The sequence below is a fragment of the Paenibacillus woosongensis genome, from assembly GCF_009725165.1.
Lineage (GTDB): Bacteria > Bacillota > Bacilli > Paenibacillales > Paenibacillaceae > Fontibacillus > Fontibacillus woosongensis.
Genome location: NZ_WNZW01000005.1, coordinates 17,324 through 39,112, shown reverse-complemented (window position 1 = coordinate 39,112; position 21,789 = coordinate 17,324). Strand labels below are relative to the sequence as shown.

General features: G+C 51.8%; 13 protein-coding genes. 2 read left to right on the top strand and 11 right to left on the bottom strand.

What is annotated here, in order from left to right:
- Window positions 1–62 precede the first annotated feature (62 nt).
- From GNP95_RS14460 to GNP95_RS14420, 9 genes are all read right to left on the bottom strand, one after another.
- The gene (locus tag GNP95_RS14460; RefSeq protein ID WP_155611584.1) at window positions 63–776 is read right to left on the bottom strand and encodes a DinB family protein; all 714 of its coding nucleotides are present in this window, start codon (window positions 774–776) and stop codon (window positions 63–65) included.
- 167 nt (window positions 777–943) lie between these two features.
- Window positions 944–6,631 (bottom strand): S-layer homology domain-containing protein, encoded by a 5,688-nt coding sequence (locus GNP95_RS14455; protein ID WP_155611583.1) that lies wholly within the window; start codon window positions 6,629–6,631, stop codon window positions 944–946.
- A 169-nt stretch (window positions 6,632–6,800) separates the two neighbouring features.
- Window positions 6,801–8,204: a glycoside hydrolase family 30 protein gene (locus tag GNP95_RS14450; protein ID WP_155611582.1), complete on the bottom strand. Its 1,404-nt coding sequence runs from the start codon at window positions 8,202–8,204 to the stop codon at window positions 6,801–6,803.
- Between the two features lie 122 nt (window positions 8,205–8,326).
- Complete coding sequence (locus GNP95_RS14445) at window positions 8,327–9,889, bottom strand: extracellular solute-binding protein (RefSeq protein ID WP_155611581.1); 1,563 nt, start codon at window positions 9,887–9,889, stop codon at window positions 8,327–8,329.
- 73 nt (window positions 9,890–9,962) lie between these two features.
- Window positions 9,963–10,901: a carbohydrate ABC transporter permease gene (locus GNP95_RS14440; RefSeq protein WP_155611580.1), complete on the bottom strand. Its 939-nt coding sequence runs from the start codon at window positions 10,899–10,901 to the stop codon at window positions 9,963–9,965.
- 15 nt (window positions 10,902–10,916) lie between these two features.
- Window positions 10,917–11,837 carry an ABC transporter permease gene (locus GNP95_RS14435; RefSeq protein ID WP_155611579.1) on the bottom strand — a complete coding sequence of 307 codons (921 nt, stop codon included), beginning with the start codon at window positions 11,835–11,837 and terminating at the stop codon, window positions 10,917–10,919.
- A gap of 590 nt (window positions 11,838–12,427) precedes the next feature.
- Window positions 12,428–13,948, bottom strand: coding sequence for a glycoside hydrolase family 30 protein (locus GNP95_RS14430; protein WP_230873824.1), 1,521 nt, complete (start codon window positions 13,946–13,948; stop codon window positions 12,428–12,430).
- Between the two features lie 190 nt (window positions 13,949–14,138).
- Window positions 14,139–15,122: an aldo/keto reductase gene (locus GNP95_RS14425; protein ID WP_155611578.1), complete on the bottom strand. Its 984-nt coding sequence runs from the start codon at window positions 15,120–15,122 to the stop codon at window positions 14,139–14,141.
- A 1,027-nt stretch (window positions 15,123–16,149) separates the two neighbouring features.
- The gene (locus GNP95_RS14420; protein WP_155611577.1) at window positions 16,150–17,349 is read right to left on the bottom strand and encodes an ROK family transcriptional regulator; all 1,200 of its coding nucleotides are present in this window, start codon (window positions 17,347–17,349) and stop codon (window positions 16,150–16,152) included.
- Between the two features lie 324 nt (window positions 17,350–17,673).
- On the opposite strand from GNP95_RS14420, the gene GNP95_RS14415 reads away from it, so the two are divergent.
- Together GNP95_RS14415 and GNP95_RS14410 are read left to right on the top strand one after the other, a co-directional pair.
- Window positions 17,674–18,309, top strand: a complete 636-nt coding sequence (locus GNP95_RS14415; RefSeq protein ID WP_155611576.1) for a chromate transporter — start codon at window positions 17,674–17,676, stop codon at window positions 18,307–18,309.
- 62 nt (window positions 18,310–18,371) lie between these two features.
- On the top strand, window positions 18,372–18,908 hold the full coding sequence (locus GNP95_RS14410; RefSeq protein WP_330163450.1) for a chromate transporter: 537 nt from the start codon (window positions 18,372–18,374) through the stop codon (window positions 18,906–18,908).
- Window positions 18,909–18,936: 28 nt separating this feature from the next.
- Here GNP95_RS14410 and GNP95_RS14405 read toward each other — a convergent pair whose 3' ends face one another.
- Window positions 18,937–20,193 carry an anaerobic sulfatase maturase gene (locus GNP95_RS14405; protein ID WP_155611574.1) on the bottom strand — a complete coding sequence of 419 codons (1,257 nt, stop codon included), beginning with the start codon at window positions 20,191–20,193 and terminating at the stop codon, window positions 18,937–18,939.
- Between the two features lie 109 nt (window positions 20,194–20,302).
- A complete protein-coding gene (locus tag GNP95_RS14400; protein ID WP_155611573.1) occupies window positions 20,303–21,781 on the bottom strand; it encodes a sulfatase in 1,479 nt (492 codons plus the stop codon).
- Window positions 21,782–21,789 lie beyond the last annotated feature (8 nt).

Sequence of the window (21,789 nt, the reverse complement as noted above, 5' to 3'; positions counted from 1 at the left end):
TATTATAAAATTGAATGAAATCGATTTCAATTGTTTTATTTGGCTTTTTTAGCAAAGCCATGCTAAGCCTGTCGGTTTGGATTTTTCATTTTCTTTTGCAATTTATCCTTTATACGGGCACATTTATTCAAATGTAAAAAATTATGTCTAGTTGCTGGCATTAGCACAAGTCCGGCAATTGTCTTCTTGCCCCAATAATCGGCAATATCGCTTGCTTCTCGAAGAATGGCATTTTCATCAAACAACCTTTTGACTCTACAATCTTGAACTTTATTTCTGAACTCGCCTGGTTGCAGTGATGAAACGATTTGCCGGGTTTGTTTTCCCACAGCTATTCTATATTCTAATAGTGATTCTATATTAATAACTGAACTTAGTTCTGCGATATCGTCATCACTCATGCTGTTTCCACTATAGGGAAATCTGATGTTCATTTTTTGCAGCCAATGATCAGAATGAAGTACCTGCTGACTGTCTGCAACCAAAATATTCATCGTCATGTCCTCGACTCTTGCAATATGCCACAGATGCCATACGATTGAATTCTTTGTATCTGGAGCATTTACTGGGTACTTCCTTAATGCACCTTCCTCCAAACCTTCCAGAACAAAATCCTCCAAAGTATGGATGCAGCCGTTGCTCATTTTCGCTGAGTACAACAGAGCATGGTGGCTGAGAAATAGCTCAATCGTTCGAGCATGCTCATTTGGATTTAATATGACTTCAGTTAACTTCTTATGATTTTCATTCCAACGCCTTCTTTGCTCTAAATCCATTGAAATCAGCTCCAAAGCAATAGTACCAAACCTATTTTTCTTATTCGACGCTGTATTTTTATATTCCTTGTTGTGACAAAGCCTAATAAAAAAGAAGCGGATGGATTTTCATCCACCCGCCCGTTTAATGCAAATCATTCATTTCCAGACCGAACCTAGCTCCTGCCCTATTCGGTTATGAAATTTAATTCCTGCAATACCTTGTGAAGCACCACAGCCGCTTCAGCCCGGGAAGCCTCCCGGTTCGGCTGCAGCAGCCCCTGGCCGTCTCCTGTAAGAATACCGGCACCCGTCAGCTGGGACAGAGCTTCCACAGCCCATGCGGAGACATCCTCCGCGTCCTTGAAGGCCGTCAGATCCAACTGAGATTGGCCGATTGCAGCCTCATTCTGGAGTCCGTCTGCAAGCTCCACCGCTTTAAACAGGGTAACGGCCATTTGCTCTCGGGTGACAGCCTCATCCGCCTTAAAGGTGCCGTCATCGAAGCCTTGAATCAAGCCCGCCTCAACAGCGGTCTGAACGGAATCCTTGTACCATGCCGCCTCCGGTACATCGGTGAACGAATCCGTGCTTTGTGTTCCCCTTTGAGCCAGACCTAAAGCCCGAACAAGCATGGAAACCCATTCTGCGCGAGTCACCTGCTGCTGGGGATCAAACGTGCCGTTTGCCGTACCGTGAATTATGAATCTTGCCGAAAGCGCCTCAATATCCGTCTTCGCCCAATGCGCCTGAATGTCGGCAAAGGTCTTAGCCTGGACGGCAATGATGGCGATGATCCGGTCGTCCGCATAATTCGTCTTAAGCACAGCATGCACCTGACCATCTTCCGTATGCAGCACGGTCAGCGGAACAAAGCTCATTTGCCCCGTTGCAGGATCAAGGGCGATCCCGGTCATTCCAGACGGATCGACCTTAGAATCCAGCTTTAATGTCCGGGAGAGATAAGCCTTGCCGAAGCGGCTGACTTCGGTGCTCACCCCGCCAGATTGCAGCTGGATACGAAACGCCGGGACAGCTGCGATCAATGAGCTTCTGACGGATTCGCCCAACAGATTGGCAGTGTCCGCGGCTTCTCCGATTTCAATCCGCAGCACGGCTTGATCATCTGCCGGTTGAACTGCAGGCAGCATGGCGGACAAACTCGACTCGTATTCCGCATGTCTCGTCTGGAACGCCAGAGACAAATTGCTGGTTGCAGCGGCAATTTCATATAGTGCCTGCACCGGCAGTTCAATGACGAGCGGCTCGGATTCGGAAGCCTTGCTAAGATCCAACAACAGTTTCGTTACCCCATCGCCAGAAGCCGCTTCCTTCAGCAGCTCTCCGCTAACCTGGATCAATCCTGCCTGACTAGGGAAATTGCCAATTACTGCAGTGCTGCCATTGCGTGCAACGGTCGGCTTGTTCTCCTTGTCCACAGGCTGTTGAGCGGACTGGCCGGTGTTTCCCGAGCCGCTCCAGGACGACCCTGGACCCGGGCTTGGCTTCGGCTCAGGCTGAGGTGAGGCTGATCCTGCGATCACCGTCACTCTCGCGCTGGCCGAATAACCGCCATCCACCGTGGTCACCGTCACTGTCGCCGCCCCGGCGCCTACCGCCGTGACTACCCCGCCGTTCACGACCGCGACCGACTCGTTATCGCTGCTCCACTCTACCTCCCGGTGGGTAGCGTTGTCCGGCGTGATGACGGCTGTTAAAGCCTGCGTCCGATGATTCGCAAGATTCAGTGTCAGTTCTGCGGGAATGAGCGAAATCCCGGTCACCGGCACGCTATCCTCGTGGTTCACCTGGATCAGTTGGAAATCGTCGAACGCCGTCCAATTGCCGCCTTTGGCGTCCGTGAATAAGCCGATTTCCACTTCCCCGCTCGTGATTTTAAATGGCTCACTGATGAACAGCGTCCAATCGGAAGAACTGGCTGAGCTTAAATCAATCTCCAAATCCGGACCGCCGTATTTTTTGATTTCCATACGGAGAGCATTCAGATCAGCTCCGGTTCTCACCCAGATTGATGCTTGGTAGGTATCGTCCGTCGCGCTGGCCAAGCCGATCGTTCGATACGTATTCTGCATGTAGTCGGCTCCCGCCCAATGCGTGAGCTTATAGTTCCCCGTACGCGGATTGTCGTTATCGACAAATTGGGCATCGCCGCCAGGATTCCAGCTGCTCCAGCCCGTCGTGTCGCCGTGCTCGAAGCCCGCATTCTCCACCGGCACCGGGACTCGCGGCGTTACGGTGACGGATTGGGATGACAGCGACTCGTTTCCATCCGTATCTACCGCCCGAACGGTGAAGGTGTAGGACTGCTCATTCGTCAGCCCATCGATCACCACGGTAGGTGCGGTCACATTGCGCACCAGGCTTGCGTCCTGGTACACATTATAGGAAGCCATGTCGAACTCCGTGTTCCGCTGCCACTGCAGCGAAGCGCTTTGATCGCCGCCGATCGCTTTGATTCCCGTTGGCGCGGAAGGGGCATAGCTGAATACTTGAAAATCGTCGATCGCCGCCCAATTCCCGGCTTTGGCGTCCGAATACACGCCAATTTCCAGCTGGCCGTTCGTGACTTGGATGTTGTCGAGGAAGAACGGCGTCCAGCTTCCGCCGTCGGCTTTGCGCATATCTCTAGCCAGGCTCTCTCCGCCGTAATTTTTAACCTCCAGCTGGAACTTATTCTGTCCTCCGCCTGTGCGGGCCCACACTTGAACCTTGTATTTGCCGTTAGGCACCTCAAGCGTGCGGTAGGTCGATTGGATGTAATCCCCTGAGCCCCAATGCGTTAATTTATATTGTCCTCTCGGGCTGTCGTTATCAACGAACTGGGCGATTGGCTGCTGTTCCGGGTGCCACTCCGACCATCCCGCAAAGGTGCCGAGCTCGAAATCCATGTTCTCAAACGGAATCAAAGTGCCGGCAGACAACGGGATTACCGTAACCTCAGCAGATTTCGCCGACTCGTTGCCCGCCTGGTCAACCGCTGTTACCGCAAACCGGTATTCCGCGCCAGGCTGTAAGCCCTTTGCCACAAATCTCGACTCGGTGGCTGGCTCGACGGAAGCAATTCTGGCGTCATTTTGATATACTTGATATCTCGCAAAATCACTATCCAGGCTGTAATTCCACCTTAAAGCAGCCTGCTCTACTCCAGCTTCTGCCTTGAGGCCCGCAGGCACAGCAGGCGGAACGGTATCGGTGCCCGATGCTGTAGTGATGCTGACCTGCTGCGACACGCCGGATTCGCCATGGTCATTGAAAGCCGTCACCACATAATAATACGTCGTGTCCCCTCTCAGACCTTGGTCCGTAAAGGTTAGGCTGGCTGCCCCTGTCATGCCGGCTTCCACGAAATCGACATATGCGCCGTCGATGACCGCCGCACCGGCGATATCCTTAACGGAACGGTATATTTTATAGCCGATGACATCGCTGCCTGCGGAGTTCCACTGCAGCTGGGCATGGAATCCGCCCATCACCGAGGCACTGACCTGACCCGGTATCGCCGGAGCTCCGGAGCCCCCGCCCACAGCAGGCGCATTCGTCGCCACAGGCGTCAATTCGAAGTCATCGAAGGTGGCCCACTCGCCCACCGTCGATTTGGAATGGACGCCAATTTCCAGCTGGCCGTTCGTTACCCGGATGTCGTCCAGTACATATTGCCTGTAGTCGCCAATGAATCCCGCATTCGCCGTCACGGAACGGTCGGTTCCGCCGTAATTTTTTGCCTGAAGCTGAATTTCAATGTTGTCTCCCTTGCGGAGCCATACCGAAGCTTTATAAGTTCCATTCGGGACCTGTATCGTGCGGTAGGTTCTCTGCTCGTAGGCTTGGCCTGCCCAGTGCGTCAGCTTGTATTCGCCGCTGCGGGCATCGCCCATCTCAGCCTTGTGCGCGGATTCCTGACCGGCCGGCATCCATTCCTCCCATTCCTCAAGCGTGCCTTCCTCAAAGCCGCCGTTGTAGGACAAGTAGTTTAGCGTATCGCGGTAGTGCTCGAACGAGAACTGGAACCAGTTCAAATGCATCTGCCCTTTGAGCACCACATACAGCGGAACAGTACCCGCCGCATGCTGAATCACAGCGCTCTTCGTCACCCACTGCTGCATTCCTCCGGTATTCGCCAGGCGCACTTCGCCCAGCAGCTGCCCTTGCGGCGAGCCTGCCCGGAATTCGATCGACGCATCCTGCTCCGCGGCCGCCCGGACCTTCACGGTCGCCGTGCCGTCCACGAACTGCACGTTATCGAAGGCGATATATCCTTCATTGCCCGCAGGCGCTACGTAAGAGCCCCCTCCTGCATCGGCCGCCACTCCGGTCTGAATGCCGCTGGCATTCGTGTAGTCCTCGGCCTCCACCCGGCCATAAGGATTCACGCCGGCATCTCCCGTTGGCGCTCCGTCCCACGTAAAGGTAGCTACTGCCCCAGCGGGAAGAGTATACGTGAAGCTCTGCGCGCCCCACTGCACCTTGAACTCCCGCTGCGATTTGGCGGAATTGAGCACGATCAGCGCCTTGGAGCCGTCTTTGTTCTTGAACGCCACATTCTCGATGCTGCCGCTGCCGAGCGTGTTCGATTTGATGCGAACCGCGCCGGGCCGCACAAATTTGCTGGCATGCCCGAACGCATAATATTCTTCATTTAAGGAAGTAATCGATTTGGACGGCTTATCCGCCGTCACCACGCCGCGGCAGTCCGTACAGCCGCCCACCCGCGGGCCGTAATCCTCATCGAGAGCCAGGTTCCATTTCAGCACCGTCTTGGCCCAATTGCGGGTCGAACCGATGATCAGGTTCTGCACATCCCAAGCCAGGTTGTCGCCAAAAACGGGTGCGAAATCTCCGCCGGAGCTCTCCGTAAAATAAATGCCTTTATCGGGATGCAAATCATGCACCTGAGCCTGATTTTCTACTTTTCCCGCATAACCGTGAAAGGCCGAACCCGCAATGTACCGCTTCGCTTCCGGGTCGTTCAGCACCTCGATCGGATAGTCCGGGTCGCTCCAGTTATGATCCCAAATCAAAATTTTCGTATCGATATTCGCCGCCGCGAAGGCCGGGCCCAAATGGTTCTTAATGAACTCGGCCTGCTCCGCCGCCTCCATGCGCATGCTGGCATAGTTGTCGGCTTCGTGATGCGGCTCGTTCTGAATTGTAACTGCGTCGATCTCAATGCCTTCCGCGGCGTAGGCCTCGATGAACTTCACGAAGTACCGGGCGTAGGCATCGTAATACTCCGGCTTCAGCTTGCCTTTGGCCAGCGACTTGTTATCCTTCATCCAGGCCGGGGCGCTCCATGGAGAGCCCATGATCTTGATTTCGGGATTCATCGCCAGAGCCTGCTTCAACACGGGAATGATATACTGCCGGTCATGATCGATCGAAAACTGGCTTAACGAAAGATCCTCCGCATTTCCCGCCGTATCGTTGTACGTATAGTGCGAGCGCGCAAAGTCGCTGGAGCCCATCGGCAGCCGAATGTAGCTGAAGCCGATGCCCTGGTTGACATCGAACAACTGCTCCATTACTTCATCACGCGCTGCATCGGTCAGCACTTCCCCCAGCAGCCAGGCTGATGAATCGGTTAACGCCGCTCCAAAGCCTTCGATTTCCTGATAAGTCGTATTCTCGTCCACATGAATCGTGTACGGGCTTGCCCCGCCCGCCGAACCAAACGCGATATCTGGCTCTTGGTTTAACAGCTTGGACTTATCCCCCGTCGTAACCCATACCTCAACCGGCTCGGATGCCGCGCCGACAGAACTGGCAAACAGTCCGGATAACATCGATAAGACGAGTGACGTGCTTAAAATGATGGACAAGACGGATTTGCTCTGCTTCGTAATCCTCATGCCTTTCATGCGTATTCTCAGCTCCCCTCAAAATAATAACGCTTACATTTCTAACAAGCCCCTGACTGCCTTAGCTCATATAGCCCCTAACTAGCGCTTAGCAGCATTGCTAGCACAGGCGTCAGTTCCGGGGCAGCAGAAGCCGCCCCTACCTCTCCACTCAAGTTCTGCTCAGCCGTTAACTGTGCCCGTGGCCAGCCCGCCAACGATAGGTTCCCACCGTCTTTGCAGGAAGCTTGGCCGTCCACTGCCGCCCTTCGCAGAGTACGCAAAATTCCTGCTCCGCATCGCTCTGGTTGATCATCACCGCGACGAGCTCGCCGCCCGGATTGCGAAAGACGACATTCGTCACAGTCTCCTTGGAGCCGTAATCGCTGGCAACCCTGTAAGCCCCCGGCTCCACGAACCGGGTGTACTGCCCCAGCAGGTAATATTCCGGGATGATCCAATAGTTGTCTGCATCCGCAGCATCTTGGATCATCATCGTAGGTCCCGGCGTTCCTAGCCATTGATGCGGGCTGATATTGCTGTCCAGCATCGTCACCCAGGCGTTGTAGCTGCAGGCGTAATTGCGGAAATACTGCGCCATCCGGTCTGCACCGGCCGTTCCCCACAAAGAACGCTCCGTCAAATAAATCGGCTTGTCCGGGTAAGCGGCATGAATTTCGCTCATAACCTCTGGCGAGCCTTCGTAATCATGCAGCGCAATCCCGTCAACGGCGCCGCATCCAGCTCCATCGTTCAGAATAGGCGTGACGTATGCCCAAGCATCGCTGAAATTATGATCGAAAATCCATAATTTCGTCTCCAGCCCATGCTGATCCAGCTCCTGCCGCAAAGCGACGGCCAGCTCTCTTTGCCTCTCAGGCGGCATATAGCAGCTCGGATAATCCGTCTCGAACAACGGCTCATTCTGCAGAGTCATCGCATAGATCGGAATCCCGTGCTCCTGGTAGGCTTGAATGGCCAGCCGGTAATATTTCGCCAAGGCCGCAGTGTATTCCGGCCCCTCCTTCAAGCTGCCCCGCTTCAGGCTGCCGCTCGTCTTCATCCAGGCTGGCGGGCTCCAGGAGGAGGCAAATATCTTAACCTTCGGCGCCAGCGCGACCAACTGCTGAACAGTCTCTACGATCCCGAGCTCAACATCTTTTTCTATAGAAAAATACCGCTGCTCAAAATCGGTTACCCCTTCAGGCATATCATTGTACGTATAAAAGGCCTGTCCGGTAAAATCCGAGGTTCCCAGTGTAATCCGGATTAAGTTCAGCCCGATGCCCGTTTCCTCATCGACCAGAAGCCGCAGAACCGCCTCCCGGCGGGCGGGGCTCATCCTCGCCAGATTGCTGATCGTGGTATCCTCCATCGAGGTGCCCATGCCTAATATCTGCTGACCGGCATGGCTTGGCGTGATCGTGATACGAGCATTCTCCGTGGCCTGCGGCACCGTCAGAGCGATATCCGGCTGCCGGTTTAACTTGTAGGGAATGTCGCGCGGCCCTTCAAACCATTTCAATTTCCCCGGATCCATCTCAGAGCTCCACCATACTTCAACGGCATCGGAGAGTTGTTTTGTGCTATGCATTGGGGCGTTCTCCTCTCTCTAACACATCTGTCTTATAACGCTGCCTTCCACCCTGAACTCTCACACTGCCGTTCCCTTTAATAAAGAAGCGACGAATATTCGCCGCTTCCTCCATCCTTCAATTACTCGATGCCTCTTTCATCAAAATACTTGTTCGCTTCCTCCTGGATATACTCCAGCAGCTTGTCGACGCCAGCGGTCTTCAGCTTCTCGCGGTATGTCTTCAGAGAAGCATCCACATCCGAGGTCAGGCCAAGCATAAGCGGTTTGCCGTATTGCTCGAACACTTGGTTCACAGCTGCAAGTTCGGCCTTAACAGGCGCATAATCGAGATAAATCGGTCCGAAAATATCCGGCTTGCTGATCGGCTTGAATTCTTCCTTCAGCGCATCCAGTCCGTCCCAGCCGCCTTTCTCGCCTTTCATGTTCGGCTCATAGCGCCAGCCCCAGCTGGCAATGTCGTAACGCGGCGTTTCATCCAAATTCACGCCCGGCGCAGGAATGACAATCGTCTTGTCGTCCTCGCCCTTCGCCCAATGCGTGCCTTCGATGCCATAAGTCATCAGATTGAAATATTCCGGATCATTGCGCAGCTTATCCAGCACCATCAGAGAACGCTCAGGGTTAACGGAGCTCTTTGGAATCGCCATGGCATTCGAGCTCGGCAGCGTTGGAATGACATAGTTGTGGAAGCGGCTGAATGGGAAATAGCCGATTTCCATGTCCAAATTCTTCGCTTTCACTTCATTGATAAATCCGCCTGCACTGGACGGGTTTCGCCAGTAAATCGCGCCTTGGCCGGTTTTAATGAAGTCGCCCGCCTCCTGGTTGGAAGAAAGCGCATTTTTGTTCCAGTAGCCTTTTTGCTCCCATGTCTTCATTCTCTTCACCCAGGCTTCAAACTCCTCGGTGTACGGGAGAATCTGAATATCGCGCGGATTGTCATAGGACGTTGCGCCAATGACGTCGCCGCCAATTAATTGGAAGTCATTCCAAAATTTATACAAGCTGTTTACATTCTCATAGGCTGCTCCGTTTATTGGAATTACCTTCTTTTGCGTCTTCACCGCATCCAGATAGGCTTCGATGGAATCCAGGTCCGTAAATTCAGGGAGACCGAATTCTTTACGCCAATCTTCACGGTAAACGTAGCCTAGCGGCGTATATTCCGGGTTGGTATTTGGCACAGCATAGATTCCTCCGCTGACCGTTACCGAGTCCCAATCCTCTTTCGGGACGTTCCCCCAAGTGACCGGCGCATACTGCGGCAAGAGGTCTTTCAGATCCAGGAATGCCCCTTGCTTCGAGAGCTTGTAGAAATCCGCCCAGCTGGAGGCGAAAATCATGTCAATTTTCTCGCCGGACGTCAGCAGCAGATTATACTTGGTCATCCAGTCGTTCCAGGTCGTAAACTTAAGGTCAACTGTCGTATTCAAATCTCTTTCCAGCATCTTGTTCCATTCGGCGACGATTTTGCTCTGATCTTTATGCGCATCGCCGACGAGATACCAGGTCAGCTTGACCTTCTCCAGCTTCTCTCCGGCCGCTCCTTCCCCATTCGCCGCTTTCTCTGTACCTTCGTTTCCTGGCGAATTGGACGCTGTGCCGCCGCCGCAGGCCGCCAGCAAAGTGATCATTAACGATAACACCAGCAGCAGCGACAAGCGTTTCTTGGTTTTTAACATGTTGACTCCTCCTTTTGGTTACCTCATCTGTATTTCCTCCAAGCTGATATCTATGTTAGCCGGTATCCCGGTTCTAACCTTTGACGGCTCCAATCGTCAGGCCCTTTACGAAGTATTTCTGGACGAATGGATAGAGCAGAATGATCGGTCCCGTGGCGACGACCGCCACCGCCATTTTGAGCGTCTCGGTCGGCGGAACGACATTGGCTGCCAGGTAAGCTCCCGTTTGGGTGCGCAGCACCGCAGCGCTGGACAATATTTTATAGAGCAAAAATTGCAGCGGATACTTGTGATCGGACGTAATAAACACGTTGGCGTTGAACCAGTCGTTCCAGTAACCGAGAGCCAGGAACAGCCCGATGGTCGCCAGGCCCGGTGTGGAAAGCGGAAGGATAATCTTCCGGTAGATGAGGAAATCTCCGGCCCCGTCAATCTTCGCCGATTCGATGACCGAATCTGGAATCGATTTCATGAAGTTGCGCATCAGGATGATATTCCAGGCGCTGATCAGGGGAGGCAGTATCAAAGCCCAGTAACTGTCCTTCAGCCCCAAATACTTCGTCATCATGATGTACCACGGAATCAGCCCCCCGCTGAACAGCGTCGTGAAATAAATGAAGAAGGACAAGCTGTTGCGGTAAATGAAGTCCTTGCGGGACAGAACATATCCAGCCATCGATGTCAGCAGCAGGCCGAGGACCGACCCCGCTACCGTAACCCCGATGGTAACGCCATAGGCCCGGTAAATTTGTTCCGGTGTGGCGAACACCGACTTATAAGCCTCGAACGAGATCGTGTTCGGAAACAGCTTGAAGCCTTCGGCAATAATCTCCATCTCATCCGTAAACGAGCCGGCGACAATGAGCCAGAACGGAATAAGACAGACTATAGAAATCGCTGTAAGCAGCGTATAACCGATCACATTGAATGCAATGGTCGCTTTATCTGGCTTGATTTTGGTACCCTTGCTCGTCTTTCGAACCATCGGCAGCTCTTTTGCTTGAACGTGCATGCTACTCCCCCTCCTTTAGAACAATGCGTACTCCTCGCGGGTTTTCTTGATGATGTAGTTGACCGTCATGATCAGGACGAAGCCAAAGAAGGATTGGTACAATCCCGCTGCCGTTCCCATTCCGATATCAAAATTGACGGTGAGTGACCGGAACACGTACGTATCGATGATATCAGTAGCATCGTACAGCAGGCCGTTGTTGCCGATAATTTGATAGAACAGGTCGAATTGGCCCTTCAAAATGCCGCCCAGGCTGAACAGAATCAGCAGGATGAACGTCGGCTTAAGCAGCGGCAGCGTGATGCTGCGGATTTGCTGAAAAATATTCGCCCCGTCGATCTTAGCTGCTTCGTACAGCTCGTCGCTGATGCCCATGATCGCCGCCAAATATATGATCGTTCCGTACCCGATGCCTTTCCATACGTTAAAGAAGACAATGATGTACTTCCACGGCGCCGCATTCAGATAGAAATCATACGGCTGCAGGCCGATCTGCTTGAGCAGCGTATTTACGACCCCCAGGTCGGAGAACATGTTGAACACGAACGCCCCAACGAGTACCCAGGACAGGAAGTACGGCAGGAACATCAATGACTGCGCCGTCTTCTTGAACCATTTGCTGGCTAGCTGAGCCAGGAAAATCGCGCTGATGATTTGCATGATATTGCCGATGATCAGGAACGCCAGATTGTAAAGCACCGTATTCTTCGTCAGATTCCACAGGATGCCTGACTTATACAGAAACTCAAAATTTTTGAAGCCGACGAATTCGCTTCCGAACAATCCGCCCTGAAAGTCGAAGTTCGTGAACGCATAATACACGCCGATCATCGGAATGTAACTGAAGATAATAAAAAACAGCAGCGTAGGAGCAATCATCAGAAACAACGTCCTATTTTTGTTTAACTCTTTAAGAAAGCTGCGTTTTTCTGACATGGCAGCGGCCCCCTCCCTCTTTTTGTTTATCGAGCTGGCAATCAGCTCTACTTGCATATCTCGCCGTGTATGTGGCATATAACGCCGCAGCGGATCCGGCGTGCCTTGGTTGCATTGCCCATGTTAGGCCATCCCCCTTATATCTGACAACTAACTATCCCCGATATCGACTCACTTTTGCCTTCAAACGGGGAATATGCAATTCCGCACTAACTCTCTTTTTCCGTCACAGCCCAGTCATATCAAGGGTTTTGGGTAAACAAAACTATATCGTTATCCGGCTCTCATTCATTTTGTTTGGATGACTTACTTAGCAAAATTAATGCATTTCATGTATCTATTTCATGGCAATGCTCTGATTTAGAGGGGAAAAGTGTAATTCATGTATTTAAAACATACTTTTTCTTACCGAGCTCTGTAACGGATTATTTTAATTACCATAAATGCATTTAGGCCGATTCCTCTTATGAATTTGCAATAATTAATGACTACAAATGCAGTTAAAACTTCATAAATAGAAATACCTCCGCAACTAGCCGCGGAGGTTTGACTGGTTTAGTTATTAACAATGCTCTGATCGATGTCCTATCTTAGGATACCGTACCGTGCCATTTGAAGGTCATGACGGATTTGCCCGGGATGTTATAGGTGAAGGCTTGTTTGCCCCATTGGATTTTAATGTTCTGATTCGAGGACTGCGGGTTATAGACGACAACGACTTTGGAGCCGTCCGGATTTTTGAACGCCACGTTCTTCATGTCCCCATAGGTATTGGATTCGACCCGGTACGAGCCTGGAACCACGAATTTGCTGAAATGCCCCAGCAGATAGTACTGCTTCTTGTAAGTGACGCTATTCTCCGGCCGATCGTTGCGGTTATCCGAATTCTGAATCGTGATCATCCCGCGGTTGCTGTTGTTCGGCGCGAGCAGCGTAGGGCCGCTCCGCTGATCCAGCGCTAGATTCCACGTAATGATCGATTTGGACCAGTTGCGGGTAATGTTGATAAATTCGTTCGCCATGTTATCGAAGCCGGAATGGGTGCCGTTCTCCGGATCATTCCACGTGCCAAAGCCGCCTTCGGTGAACCAGATGTCCTTATCCGGATGAGCATTATGGAGACTCGTCATTTGCGAGCCATCCCCGCTGTCGTAGTGGTGGAAAGCGCTTCCAGAAACGAAATGGCCTTTTCCGGCGTTTTTCAAATCGGTAATCACTTTGTTCGGGTAGTTCCAGTCCAGGTAGTTATGGTCAAACGTAATGATCTTCGTGTTCAGTCCGGCATTGCGGAAGGTTGGCCCGATAAAATCGCCGATCGCACCGACTTGATCCTGCTCGCTCATTTTCATCGTCGGATAGGTGTTTGTTTCATGCATCGGCTCGTTTTGAACCGTAATCGCATAAATCGGAATGCCTTCATTCTGATAGGCCTGCACGAATTTTTTCAAATAGTCGGCGAAGGTCTGGTAATGCTCGGCCTTCAGCTTGCCGCCGTTTAAGGTATTGGAATATTTCATCCAGGCCGGCGCGCTCCATGTAGAGGCGAATACTTTGATGTTCGGGTTCTTGGCCAATGCCTGCTTCACCATCGGGACGATGTACGGCTTGTCCCTGCCGATGGAGAAATTGTTCAAATTGTTGTCGTTCGGGGTATCTGCATAAGTGTAGGCTTCCCAGTTAAAATCGGAGGCCCCGATCGGCTGGCGCAGCAGACTTAAGCCTATGCCAGTCTGGCCGAACAATCGCTCCATGACCTCCGCGCGCTTGGAGGAATCCAGCTTGTAATTCAGCAGCCAGGCGGAAGCGTCGGTAATCGATACGCCGAAGCCATCCATTTGCTGTCTGGTTGCATTCTCGTCGATACGGATGCTGTACGTCACGCTGCCCGTATCGGCTCCAAAGGTTACATCCCCTTTGCGGGAAAGTCTGGCGGAGGTGCTGAGACCCGAATCCGCTTGCGAAGGATCGGACGTGGAGATCCATACCTCTACCGTTTCCCCGGCCGCATGCGCCTGCGTTGATGCAAACAGGGAAGATAATGCGAGTCCACCTGCCAAAGCCATGCATAAGCTTCTTTTGACTACTTTCTTCGACAAAACCGCGATTAACATTTTACCAATTCCTCCCTTTGAAATCGATTTCATTTGGATGATAGCATGTTTAATTCAGCATGAAAAGGAACAAAATTTCGGGTCGGTTAAATTGAGTCTAAACGACTAGCTTTGATTTTGTGCAAAAAAACGATACCCCTGGTCCGGAATGAACCAGAAGTATCGCTCTTGCTGTTCACTATTGAAACGATTAATACGCTCCGCGGATATGCTGCGCTACCTCGCTGCGGTAAAACGCTTGAAGGCGCTCCAGCTCCTCGGGACCAAACGCCGGAACCTGCAGTGTTCCCAGGTTGTCCTCCACTTGGCGGACATTCTTGAAGCCTGGAATGACGCAGGTGACTTCCGGGTGATCGAGAATCCAGCGCATGGAAGCCCGGGCCATATCCCCCCGTCCTTCTGCAATCCAGGACAGCTGGGAAGCCAGCTCCACGCCTTTAGCGAAAGGCAGACCCGCAAATGTCTCGCCTACGTTGAATTGCTCCCCGTTCGCATTGAAATTCCGATGGTCGTCTTCGCTAAACTTCGTATCCTTTGTAAATTTACCTGTCAGGAGACCGCTCGCCAGCGGCAATCTCGCCAGAATGCCGACTCCCGCCGCCCTGGCCTCCACAAATAATTCCTCCGCCGGCTTCTGGCGGAATATGTTAAAGATGACCTGCAGCGCTTTAACGCCAGGCACGCTCAGACAGAACAATCCTTCCTCCACCGTCTCTACGCTGACGCCGTAGTGGCGGATTTTTCCTTCCGCCTTCAGCTTGTCCAGCACCTCGAACACCTTGCCATCCTTCAGCACCGCAAGCGGCGGACAGTGAATCTGGTACAGGTCGATGCGCTCGCGCTGCAGCCGCTTCAGGCTGCCTTCGCAGTAAGCGCGAACCGATTCCTCGGAATACGTATTCAGGTCGTGGATATCCCCCGCCCGGCAAAACTTGGTGGCAATGTGGATCTCATCCTCTTTGCCTTTGGTCGCTTTGGCCAGCAGCTCTTCCGCATGCCCTGAGCCGTACACATCCGCTGTATCAAAAAAATTAACGCCTTGCTCCATCGCCGTCGCCAGACCGCGCAGCGCCTCCTGGTCATCCGAATGCCCCCAGCTGCCGCCGATCGCCCATGTTCCGAAACTCAGCTCGCTGACGCGTAATTCTGTATCTCCTAATTGCCGATAGTTCATATCCCATCCTCCTTAATACATACCACTCTCAATAAGAGAATAGTCAAAAAAGCGCTTCCCCGCAACCTGTACGGCAGAAAAGCGCTGAATATTAAACATTTTTGTTCTTTTATCCTCTAGTTACGAAAAACCTGAGGAATTGCTGCAATAGCGGCTCCTCGTCCCTTTAAATATGGATAAATTCAATGATTCAATATATGCATTCTTATTTTTATGCTTTGGTCGGGATGCTCTCGGGCAATTTGTCTCAGTTCTCACACAGTTACAGAATAAATCACTCACAATTTGATGGGTTCGCCTTCCAGAAGCTCAAGTAACCATTCTTCAATAATTTAAATGTATTTTATACATCTAGTTAAGCTCTTTTATCAAAAAAACATGCGTTAAATGTAAAACATGCAGTTAGTTTGCCAGAATGGAGCTCATTCGTCAAAGTTGCTCAAAACTAAATGTAGGTTTTGCAGTTAGTCCCCTCTATCACGGCCAAAACCGATAAACTAACTGCATGAATTACATCTAGTTACCTGAATATGACTATCTGCTATGACCATCTGGATATAGTCATAAAACCGTAGTTTAATTTACTGCGGGATAGACACTCCAGTTCAGTTAGGAGATTGCTGCAAATGGTCATCATTTAATCCAGCATGCATCCTAAAAATTGATTTTACTGCGAAAATACAGCACTTAGTTATGTAAAACCTAGCTTTGTCCTCATATGAGAGAAAATCCTGCACATTTGCATTAAACCAGCTAAAAAGTAGAGTACCATATGGCAATTCCTGTACTATTGCATCATTCTTACAACGGCGTTCCCAGTACCCGGCCCGGTTTGGTGTAGCATGACGGTGACCAATTACAGGTAGCGGTCAAGCACACGACGGCGGTCAAGCACGCGATGGTGGTCTAGCACACGATGGCGGTCAAGCGCACGACCGCAGTCTGCACACGACGGCAGTCAAGCGCACGGGCGGTCAATCCATGGCCGCCGCTCACAAGCTAGGAACTATTAACCCGGCAATCCCGCTCACAACGGCAACTGCTTGAACATCATGACCGCCGCTCCCGTAGATACAGCATGTTCCTGAAGGACGCCCTTCGAGAAGACCGGCTGATACTCCGGATAATAATAGATATTCTTCTGTGCAACGGAGATCGCGGTATCGTAATACAGCCCGTGAGCGTTGATGAGCGCTCCCCCCAGGATTACCGTCTCCGGATGGAGGATGTTGATCAGGTTAGCCAGACCTATCCCCATGTAAACGGCGGATTGGGTAAATAGCTCGCGGATAAAAGGATCTCCCTCGTTCAGCGCCTCTACCAGCATATCGAAGTGAATGCCGTCCGGCTGAAAATTCTCTGCTCCGGCCAGCTGGCTCCTGCCCATTTTTCGCTGCTCTCTGACCTGCTTCTCCAAAGCCTGCACCGAAGCAAAAGCCTCCAGCGCTCCGTAATTCCCCTCATTGTGCAGTCTCGGCCCATCCGTCTGGATGATCATTTGGCCAATGGAGCCCTCCATATCCATCGCTCCATGAACGAGGGAACCGCCTGACATCATGGCGGAACGCAGCCCCGATCCGGCGTGGATGTACAGCATGTGCTGAACCTTCTCGCCGCGCAAAGCCCAATGCTCGCCGATCAGCGCAGTATTCGCTCCATTCTCCAAGGTCGCAGGGATCCCCGTCTCCTTCTCCAACTGCTCGCAAATCGGAACATGGGCCCAGCCCGCAGCGGCAAAGTACCGCGGCTCCAAAATAACCCCGCGATGCCTGTCCAGCGGCCCTACAGCCCCCACTCCAATTCCCGCCACCTTATCTTTGTCCAAGCCGTTCTCCTGCAGCATAACATCGATCTTCGCGCTGACATGGCGCACCAGCTTCTCCGGCGTCATCGTCTCATCCATCGTCCAGCGGCAATAGGAAAGAGCCTTCATATTTAAATCAAACAGGCCCAGCGCAGAGTAAAGCCGGGATATTTCCAATCCGAAAATCACTTTATGTCTGGGATTAACCTGATACAGAATCGGCTTCCTACCGCCGGTGGACTCCCCGAAGCCTGCTTCTGCCAGCCATCCCTCACTCGTTAGCTCATCTAACAATCTCGTCAGGCTGCTGCTGGTCAAACCAAATTCGTCCAACAGCTCGGCTTTGGATACGTGCTCTTGCCCGGCGATGCGCTCAAATACCGATTTTTTTGCGCTTAAGGCTGCTTGGCTTACTTTATTCATCAAGGTTCGCCTCGTTTTATTCATATTATTCTTATCGGATATCTACAGATCATTATATCTACTTGCCTATGAATTTTCTAGTTGCAGACTTTTATTCAAATAGACAAAAAGCATTCTATACCCTATAGGATTACTACGAGAATAATGTCGATTTTTCACTTATTACTATTATATTACATCCGCAGAGATATTTTTTAGGGCAAATCCTAAATAATCTGAAAAACTTAATTCCATTTTGATAAAAAGTTGTTATAATTGAAATAGGTTTCTAATGAATGATCGTAAGTATGCTGTGACATCATGCAATTAGGGAGAGAAGGAAGCATGCGAACCGGATTTATAAGCAAGCTGATCATACTGCGGGATTTGTTTTGGACATTTTTCAAAATCGGGCCTTCTACTTTTGGCGGGGGCTATGCGATGATTTCTACAATTGAACATGAAGTGGTGGAGCAGCGGCAGTGGATGGATGGACGGGAAATCAGCGATATTTTCTCCATTGCGGGATCGGCTCCCGGTGGGGTCGGCGTCAATTCCTCGGCCTTTATCGGCTACCGGCTGGGTAAAATTCCCGGAGCGGTAGCGGCAGTTCTGGGCATCACGCTGCCTACCTTTTTGATCCTGATCGGTTTAAGCGCGGGATATGCCCTGCTGCAAAATGAGCCGAAAATGATTGCCGCCTTCAAAGGCATCAACGGCGCTGTCATTGGCTTGATTGCTGTCGCTGCCTACAGAATGGGCAAAACCTCCTTGTTCGACCTTTCTACCAAACTAGTGACCATCGCCTCGCTTCTGCTATTGTTGTTTACCGGCCTAAACCCGATTTTCCTCATCTTGATCGGTCTCGCTGCAGGCAACGTCATTATGGGCGTAAAAAAAACGCTGGGTTTGCCGCTTCATACAAACAAAGAATCCCAGGCCGCAAGCTCTGGGACGGAATTCATTGAGTATTATATTTAAACGTTCGTTCGCTTCGGACAGACCCGATGATTGAAGATGACTTATTACAAGAGGTGAATAACGTGCTGCTGTGGAAATTGTTTCTTATTTTCATGAAAATAGGCTTTGCGTCTTTTGGAGGCGGCTATGCCGTCATCTCCATGATCCATTATGAAGTAAGCCAGTACGGCTGGATTACTCCGGAACGCTTTCAGCATATTGTTGCTCTGGCCGGCATGTCCCCCGGCTCCATTGCCGTCAATGCCGCGATGCTGATCGGACTGGACACGGCTGGAATGCCGGGAGCGATTGCCGCTATTGTTGGAATTACTTTGCCATCGCTGATCATTATCGTACTGGCGGCCAGATTTTTTTACAAGATTCATACCAAGCCCTGGGTGCAATATTCGCTCTACGGCTTGCGTCCGGTCATTATCGGACTCATCATCTATGCCGCGATTCACCTCGGCTTTCCTGACCTAACGAGCAGCATATTCAATTGGACGACGCTTGCAACTCTGCTGATCGGCGGCGCCGCCTTCGTGTCGATCGTAAGATACAAAGTCCACCCGCTTATGGTGATCAGCTTGTCCGCCTGTGCAGGCATTGTGTTGTTTTGATCATTTGCACGATCAGTCTCAGGTCCGGCTATATCGCGTTCTCTGCACAGCAATGCTTGTATTTTCTGGCGCTGCCACAGGCGCAGAGATCGTTTCGTCCCGGCAGTTTTCCTTTGAAGTAGAGCTTCAGATTCCGTTCGAACAGCTGCTGTCTTAATTCGGCCCCAAGCTTCTTCATCCGCTCTTCCGCATACCCGTAAATCTGCTTGTAGCTCGCACAGAAATAATCGACTTCAGAAGCACTTAAATCCTCTGTCCATTTGCGGTTGCGAGGGCAGCCCCCATGACACAGCCGCTGATATTCGCAGGTGCGGCACATTTCGGGAAGCGTAGGCTTCATATCGAGAAACTTATCGCGCAAGGGATGGGACAGCAGCTCTTCAATGCTGTGCGTCGCCGCATTCCCCAGCTTCCAATCCTCATGAATATAGAAATCGCAAGGATATGCATCCCCGTTCTGCTCGAGTACAAGCATCGTGCTGCATCCGGCACTGAGAATGCAAAGCTCCGGGTCCCGGTACAGATAGGAGCTCAGCATATTATCAAAGAAACGGATCGATGTGCGCGGCTTCCCTTCGTTATACCAATAGTCAAATGCCTCGCACAGAAAGCTGCCGTACTCTTCAGGCGTAATTTCATAGACACCCGGCATACCGATCTGCTGGGAGCGGAAAGACATGCAGGGAATGAACTGGATATACGCAAAGCCCTGCTCCTCGTAAAAACGCATCAGCTCCTGCGCCTTGCCAACATTCCCTTGATGCACAACCGTAAGAATATTGAAATCGACATCATGGTCGCGCAGAACTTCAATCCCCTTCATCACGCGATCGAAGCTGCCTGCTCCCCGGGAATCTACTCTTCTGGCGTCATGAATCGACTGCGGACCGTCCAGGCTGACGCCGATCAGGAACTGGTACGTCTTAAAGAAGGCGGCCCACTTCTCATTGATCATCGTCCCGTTCGTTTGCAAAGAATTGCTAATCGAAGTGCGCGGGGGCGCATGCTTCACCTGCAGCTCTACCACCTCTTCAAAAAAAGACAGCCCTGCCAGCAATGGCTCGCCGCCCTGCCAAGTAAATGAAGCCCTTCCCTTGCTAATGCTCATATACTCCTGGATGAATTTCTCTAGAACGGAGGAATCTATTCTATTAATTTTAGGGCCCGGTTTACCGGCACAAGTACTATAGTAGCAATAGTCGCAAGCGAGATTGCAATCCTCCGACACCGTCTTCCACATCACGCCGACATCGCCATAGGCTGCCGCTGCACAAGATTGGTTCATCGTGTCCTCCTTCTCGGGTATCCCGTTTCCGTAGCAGTTATGCTAAGGCCATTAAATAAAAAATAGGCCTGGAAACCGGCGGAATTGCCGATCTCCAAGCGAAATCATATTAATCGTCTTCCCTCTTCTCCAGCCCTAGCCGAAGGTATTGCTCTTCCGGCGCCTCGACCCGCTCCATCTCCGCCCGGAGCAAATCGATCATACGCTCTTCCACCGCCTCATTCTGCAGAGGACGCTGCTGGGCGTAATCCTCTTCGAGACTGAACAGATGCGATTGAAGCACCCGTTGATTGCCCGTATAAGGCCTGCCTTCCGCCGTCAGCGGAATTTTGAATAACGGATAATCCGTACGCTCTAAATAACGTCCGCATTCGATCTCTTTCTCCATACCGCCGCCAAGAAACGAGCGGAACGTCGTCGGCATCGCCGTATAGATATTGCAGGGATGATTATCTGCCGACTTAGGAGCGCGCATGTAAGTATGGCGTCCGTCTGTCACATTCACCGCCATGCCATGATATCCATAGATCGCCGCTTCGCGCACCTGATCCTCCCGTCCCTCCAGCAGCCCTCGAAGGGAGTAGCCCTTCACATCTTCAGGAACCTGGACGCCCATATAATCAAGAATTGTCGGCATTAAATCGATATTTTGCGATAAAGCATTGATTCGCATGCCTTCTCCTTGACCCCCTGGCGGACGGATTATCAGCGGAATATGAGCCAATTCATTATAGACATGCATCTGGTTCTTCCCGAGCAGCTCATGCTCGCCGAGCAAAAAGCCGTGATCGGTCGTAAAGATAAACAACGTATCCTCCCATAGATGGAGCCGATCCATCGTGTCCAGCAGCTTGCCGAACCAATGATCGATCATCGTCAGGTTGGCGGCATATCTTGCATTTAAGTGACGGAGAGCATCTTCCGGGACATCGGCATCCCCATAAATCGGCCAGTCAAACCTCGGTCCGTTATACGTGTCCTTATACTGCTCTAAATAATGCGGCGGGCAATCAAACGGCTCATGGGGGTCAAAGGCCTCAACCCACAGGAAGTAGTTGTCCTCATCCTTGTTGCGCTCCAGCCAATCGCATGCCGCGGACAATGTCCGCGGTCCCGGATAATCTTCCTCTTGTTCAAAGCGGCTGCGGTTATGCTCATACTGATCCTCGATTCGGCCGTAATACTGCTCCGGCTTAGGCGGCTCGGCAATGACGGAATGCCAAGGATCGCCCTCCTGTCCACGATGGAAGTCCCAGGTGGAAAACGCCTGGCAGTAATTCTCCCCGCCCCGTGAGAAATAATGATAGTGATCGGTAATGATATGACTGAATATTCCGGCCTCGCGCAGCACCTCTGGCAAAGTCCGGTCAAACGGTTCGATGCCGCCCCAGCCTTTCTCCAGAAACGATGCCCGCCCCGTCAGCAGATCCCTCCTTGCCGGCATGCAAGGCAGCGATCCAGACCAATGCTGTCCGAATACGACGGATTTCTCTGCGGCACGGTCAATATTCGGCGTACTCGCCCCACCGCCATAGGCTGGAAGGCTGCGCCGATTCAGCGTATCCAACAATACCAGAATGGTCTTCATGCCAACCC

Bases quoted from the DNA above. Each gene is read 5' to 3' on its own strand.
- GNP95_RS14460 (WP_155611584.1), bottom strand. From the start codon at position 776: ATGGATTTAGAGCAAAGAAGGCGTTGGAATGAAAATCATAAGAAGTTA.
- GNP95_RS14440 (WP_155611580.1), bottom strand. From the start codon at position 10,901: ATGCACGTTCAAGCAAAAGAGCTGCCGATGGTTCGAAAGACGAGCAAG.
- GNP95_RS14415 (WP_155611576.1), top strand. From the start codon at position 17,674: ATGCGAACCGGATTTATAAGCAAGCTGATCATACTGCGGGATTTGTTT.
- GNP95_RS14450 (WP_155611582.1), bottom strand. From the start codon at position 8,204: ATGCATAGCACAAAACAACTCTCCGATGCCGTTGAAGTATGGTGGAGC.
- GNP95_RS14425 (WP_155611578.1), bottom strand. From the start codon at position 15,122: ATGAACTATCGGCAATTAGGAGATACAGAATTACGCGTCAGCGAGCTG.
- GNP95_RS14430 (WP_230873824.1), bottom strand. From the start codon at position 13,948: ATGTTAATCGCGGTTTTGTCGAAGAAAGTAGTCAAAAGAAGCTTATGC.
- GNP95_RS14400 (WP_155611573.1), bottom strand. From the start codon at position 21,781: ATGAAGACCATTCTGGTATTGTTGGATACGCTGAATCGGCGCAGCCTT.
- GNP95_RS14420 (WP_155611577.1), bottom strand. From the start codon at position 17,349: ATGAATAAAGTAAGCCAAGCAGCCTTAAGCGCAAAAAAATCGGTATTT.
- GNP95_RS14455 (WP_155611583.1), bottom strand. From the start codon at position 6,631: ATGAAAGGCATGAGGATTACGAAGCAGAGCAAATCCGTCTTGTCCATC.
- GNP95_RS14435 (WP_155611579.1), bottom strand. From the start codon at position 11,837: ATGTCAGAAAAACGCAGCTTTCTTAAAGAGTTAAACAAAAATAGGACG.
- GNP95_RS14405 (WP_155611574.1), bottom strand. From the start codon at position 20,193: ATGAACCAATCTTGTGCAGCGGCAGCCTATGGCGATGTCGGCGTGATG.
- GNP95_RS14445 (WP_155611581.1), bottom strand. From the start codon at position 9,889: ATGTTAAAAACCAAGAAACGCTTGTCGCTGCTGCTGGTGTTATCGTTA.